We start from the raw sequence: 4,651 nt of genomic DNA, 5'->3' as shown, positions 1-4,651 counted from the left end.
TCGCCGCAGCGCGGGCCACCCACCCCGTCGCACAGCTCAGGGAGGGCATCCGCTTCTACGCCTCACTGCCCGTGCTGCGCGCCTCGCTCTGGCTCGTCATGCTGATCAACCTGACGATCTCGGGCGCCATGGTCGCCATCAACCTGCAGCTCGTGCGCACACACACCGCCCCGCTGCTGATCGGACTGATCGACGCCGTGGCGGGGGCGGTCATGCTGCTCGGCTCCGCGCTCGCCCCGCTGCTGTTGAAGCGCTTCCCGGCGGGGTGGCTCTCGGTCGCCGGCCTCGGGCTCGTGGCGGCGTCGTTCATCGGCATGGCCGTGGTGCACAGCTATGCCGGCTACGTCGTGCTCGTCGGAGTCGGTGTGCTGCTGATCCCCGCCGTCAACGCCGGGATCGGCGGCTACGTCGCCGCGATCGTGCCCGACGCCCTGCAGGGGCGGGTGAGCTCGGTGAGCTCGCTCGGCTACCTGGCGGTCGCGCCCCTCGCCCCGGTCGTCGCGAGCCTGCTGCTCGCGCACGCCGGCATCGTCCCGGCGCTGTGGATCTTCGCCGCCGCGCTCGCCGCCGGTGTCATCGGCATCACCTTCGTCCGGGACGTGCGCGGCATCGGCACGCCCGACACCTGGGGCGCCGACGCGATCGAGTGGCCGCGGCCAGAGGCATCCGCTCAGCCTGCGCGATAACGACGCAGCGACGGCACGGATGCCGCGATCACCACGGCCAGCACGGCAGAGACCGCACCGCCGATCGCCATGCTGAACCACCCGCTCGAGACATCGGCGATGAGGCCGGCCCGCAGGTCGCCGAGCTTCGGGCCGCCGGCCCCCACGAGGTAGTCGAGGGAGTTGACACGGCCGCGGTACGCGTCGGGCGTCACCGCTTGGATGATGGTCGCGCGACTGACGACGGATGTCACATCCGCAGCGCCTGTGACGGCGAGCAGCACCAGCACGGCGGCCAGGTTCGGCACGAGCCCAGCGCCGGCGATCGCAGCGCCCCACACGGCGCTCGCGACGACCATGACGAGCCCCTGGCGCGTCGCCCGCGTGATGCGCCCCGAGAGGAACCCGGCGAGCACGCCACCCAGACCGAGCGCCGGCGTGAGCAGGCCGAGCGTTGCGGGGCTGCCGCCGAAGCGCTCGGAGTTGAGCACCGGGAAGAGCGCGACCGGCATCGCGAGCACGGTCGCATTGAGGTCAGCCAGCAGCAGGGCGGCGGCGATCGGCGTGCGGGTGACGAAGCGGATTCCTGCGGCGATCTGCCTCACGGCGGATGCGGCGCCGCCCGCCGGCTGCTCGGGGCCGCCGAGCCTCGGCAGCCCAAGCACCCCGTAGAGCGCCGCGAGGAAGCTCGCCGCGTCGAAGACGAGCGCCCAGGCGGGCCCCCAGAGGGCGAGTGCGATGCCGCCGAGCATGGGCCCGATCAGCATGCTCAGCATTCCGGTCGTCTGCTGCAGCGCAAAGGCGGCGGCGCGCAGCTCACCGTCGAGAAGGGTGGCGATGAAGGTCTTCGCGACCGGCTGATTGATCGAGCTGAGCGCCGTCTGCACCGCGATCAGCGGGTAGAGCCAGGCGACCTCGCGGGTGGTGGTGATGACGACCGCGGCAAGGGCCGCCGATGCGGCGAGCTGCGCCCAGCGCACCCCGATGATCAGGCGACGGCGCTCGTAGCGATCGGCCCAGTGCCCGCCGAGCAGAGTGAACACGATCATCGGCACGAGCTGCGCGACTCCGATGGCGCCGAGCGCGACGGCGCTGTGGGTGCGGTCCCAGACGACCCAGCTGACCGTGAACGACGCCATCGTGCCGCCGAAGCCCGAGACGGCGTTGCCGGCCCAGAGGCGCCGGAACGCGGCGCTCTCGCGCAGCGGGCGCACGTCGATGAGAACGCCCGAGAGCGTCATCGGCGCCCGTCGGGAAGCTCGATGACCTCGAGCGCGCGCTCGATGAAGGGCTTCCGGTCGAGTGCGGCGTGCAGCTCCTCGGCCAGCTTCGAGAGGCTGTACGAGGTCTCGGCCTCGAGCTGCGCGTGCACTGCCTCGGTCGCGGCCCACTCGGCGCGCAGCAGGGGCACGAACTCTCGGCCCTTGTCGGTGAGGGTGATGACACGCCGGCGCGCGTCCTCGCGCGAGGTGACGGATTCCACGAGGCCGGCCTTCCTCATGGCGGAGATCGTCTGGCTCATCGCCGAGTGCGAGACGCCGCAGTCGAAGGCGAGCTGCCGAATCGACATCGGCCCGTCCTCGAGGAACATCAGCGCCATCGAATACCGCGGCCGGACCCCCGTCACGCCCACGCTCTCGTAGAGCTCCGAGATGCCCTCGTTGATGCGCGCGAACACCTGGAACACGCGCCGCCACAGACTGGGCAGCTCGTCGACGCGGGGCCTGGGAGCCTCTGAAGCGGAAGATGTCACAGCGCTAATATATAAGCGCTTGTACAAAGGCCGCGCTAGCCTGGCCCACATGTCTTTAGCAACGGAGCTGACGACGAGCCTCGGCCGCTCGGTCTCGAACACCCTGAAGGGGTCCGCGGGAAACCTGGTCGAGTGGTACGACGTCTACGTCTATTCGACCTTTGCCGCCTACTTCGAGTCGCAGTTCTTCGACACCCGCGACAAGAACTCGACCATCTACGTCTGGGCGATCTTCGCGGTCACCTTCGTGATGCGCCCGATCGGCTCGTGGTTCTTCGGGCGCTTCGCCGATCGCTACGGCCGCAGGGCCGCCCTGACGTTCTCGGTCTCGCTGATGGCGGTGTGCTCATTCGTCGTCGCGATCATCCCGACGCGCGCCGTGTTCGGCGCCGGCGCGGTGGCAGTGCTGCTGCTCGCCCGGCTCGTGCAGGGCTTCGCCACCGGCGGCGAATACGGCACGAGCGCGACCTACATGTCGGAGGCGGCGGTGCCGGGCCGCCGCGGGTTCCTCTCGTCCTTCCAGTATGTCACGCTCGTCGGCGGCCAGGTCGTCGCCCAGCTCGTGCTGCTGATCATGCTGCTCACGATGAGCCCCGACGCGATCTCAGCGTGGGGGTGGCGCGTCGCGTTCGGCATCGGCGGCGTCGCGGCGCTCGTCGTGCTCTGGATCCGCCGCACCATGGACGAGACGCTGCACACCGAGACGATCGCCGCCGTGCGCTCGGGCGAGGGCGAGGCCGCGCGCACGCACGGCTCGCTTGTGGAGCTGTTCGGGCGATGGTGGCGCGAGGCGCTGCTGGTCTTCCTCATCACCGCCGGCGGAACGCTCGCGTTCTACGTCTACTCGGTGAATGCCCCGGCGCAGATCCAGAAGGCGTTCGCGGGCTCGTCGCCCGTCGCCGCCGGCTGGATCAACCTCGGCTCGCTCGCGATCCTCATGGTGCTGCAGCCCATCGGCGGCTGGCTCTCAGACATCGTCGGTCGCAAGTCGCTGCTCGTCTTCTTCGGCGTCGGCGGCGCGCTCTACACGTGGTTCCTCGTCACGCAGCTGCCGAAGCAGACCAGCGCGGGCGCGGCCTTCGGCATCCTCGTCGTGGGCTTCGTGATCCTCACCGGGTATACGTCGATCAACGCCGTCGTGAAGGCGCAGAGCTTCCCGATGCACATCCGCGCGCTGGGGCTCGGCATCGCCTACGCCGTGGCGAACTCGCTCTTCGGGGGCACGGCGCCCCTGCTCTACCAGGCGGCCGCCGCCCGCAACAGCGTGCCGGCGTTCATCGTCTATGCGACGGTCGTGATCCTGGTCTCGCTCGTCGTCTACGTCTTCTTCCTGCGCAACACGGGGGCCAACTGGCTCGACGACCCCGACGAGATGCAGCGCCGGGCCGACTCCCGCCGCCGCAAGGTCAGGGCTCCTGGGGCAGTGTGACCTGGAAGACCGTGCGGCCGGGGGTGCTCTCGAGCGTCACCCGGCCGCCGTGCGCCTCCGCGATGGCACGGACGATCGCGAGCCCGAGGCCCGTCGACCCGCCGTCGTGGTTCCGCGCGGAATCCCCGCGCGCGAAGCGGTCGAACACGGTGGGCTGCAGCTCCGCAGGCACACCCGGCCCGTCATCCTGCACCCTGAGCGCGTTCATGCCGCTTGCGGCATGAAGGCCCACCGTGACGTGCGTGCCGGAAGGCGTGTGCGTCGCCGCGTTGGCGAGCAGGTTGGCGACGAGGCGGCGCAGCTGGCTCTCGTCGCCGTTCACGAGCACGGGTTCCGGATCGAGGTCGAGCGACCAGGTGTGATCGGATGCCGCAAGCCGCGCATCCCCGGCGGCCTCGGCGACGAGGAACGAGAGGTTCACCTCGGTGCGCTGCACCGCGGGGCGGCCCGCCCGGCCGTCGGCGTCGAGTCGCGCGAGCAGCAGCAGCTGGTCGACGAGCTCGCCCATCCGCACCGACTCGCGGTCGATGCGGGCGATGTTGCGCTCGAGGTCTTCGGGCAGCTCGGGGTGCTGCCGCGCCGAGAGCTGCGCGTAGGCGCGCACGGTGGCAAGCGGCGTGCGCAGCTCGTGGCTCGCGTCGGCGACGAACCGGCGCATGGTCTCTTCGCTCGTATGCCGCACCGAGAGGGCCTCGTCGACGTGAGCCAGCAGCGCGTTGAGGGCGGCGCCGACCTGGCCGACCTCTTCCGTCGAGGCGAGGTCGGCCTCGGCGACGCGGGCCGAGAGCCGCACATCACCGCGGT

Annotated in this window: 5 protein-coding genes; 2 read left to right on the top strand and 3 right to left on the bottom strand. The window is 70.7% G+C overall.

Annotation, left to right across the window (positions count from 1 at the left end):
- Positions 1-686, top strand: a 686-nt coding sequence (locus ACM2XV_RS12625; RefSeq protein ID WP_487027176.1) for an MFS transporter, incomplete at its 5' end; no start/stop codon positions are given.
- On the opposite strand, the gene ACM2XV_RS12620 is transcribed toward ACM2XV_RS12625, so the two are convergent.
- A complete protein-coding gene (locus ACM2XV_RS12620) occupies positions 671-1,906 on the bottom strand; it encodes an MFS transporter (RefSeq protein ID WP_487027175.1) in 1,236 nt (411 codons plus the stop codon). The two genes, ACM2XV_RS12625 and ACM2XV_RS12620, sit on opposite strands and share 16 nt — an antisense overlap.
- Positions 1,903-2,418 carry a MarR family winged helix-turn-helix transcriptional regulator gene (locus ACM2XV_RS12615; protein ID WP_487027174.1) on the bottom strand — a complete coding sequence of 172 codons (516 nt, stop codon included), beginning with the start codon at positions 2,416-2,418 and terminating at the stop codon, positions 1,903-1,905. Before ACM2XV_RS12615 ends, ACM2XV_RS12620 begins: the two co-directional genes overlap by 4 nt.
- A 49-nt stretch (positions 2,419-2,467) precedes the next feature.
- Here ACM2XV_RS12615 and ACM2XV_RS12610 point away from each other — a divergent pair, with 49 nt between their 5' ends.
- Positions 2,468-3,847: an MFS transporter gene (locus tag ACM2XV_RS12610; protein WP_487027173.1), complete on the top strand. Its 1,380-nt coding sequence runs from the start codon at positions 2,468-2,470 to the stop codon at positions 3,845-3,847.
- On the opposite strand, the gene ACM2XV_RS12605 is transcribed toward ACM2XV_RS12610, so the two are convergent.
- Positions 3,825-4,651, bottom strand: an 827-nt coding sequence (locus ACM2XV_RS12605) for a sensor histidine kinase (RefSeq protein WP_487027172.1), incomplete at its 5' end; no start/stop codon positions are given. The genes ACM2XV_RS12610 and ACM2XV_RS12605 overlap by 23 nt on opposite strands.

This window comes from Gryllotalpicola sp. CP2-P1 (assembly GCF_057512245.1).
Note: the sequence above shows the minus strand (reverse complement) of the source record. Positions and strands in the feature narration are given on the sequence as shown.

Excerpts from the sequence above, each read along its gene's own strand:
- ACM2XV_RS12620 (WP_487027175.1), bottom strand. The coding sequence starts at position 1,906 with ATGACGCTCTCGGGCGTTCTCATCGACGTGCGCCCGCTGCGCGAGAGC.
- ACM2XV_RS12610 (WP_487027173.1), top strand. The coding sequence starts at position 2,468 with ATGTCTTTAGCAACGGAGCTGACGACGAGCCTCGGCCGCTCGGTCTCG.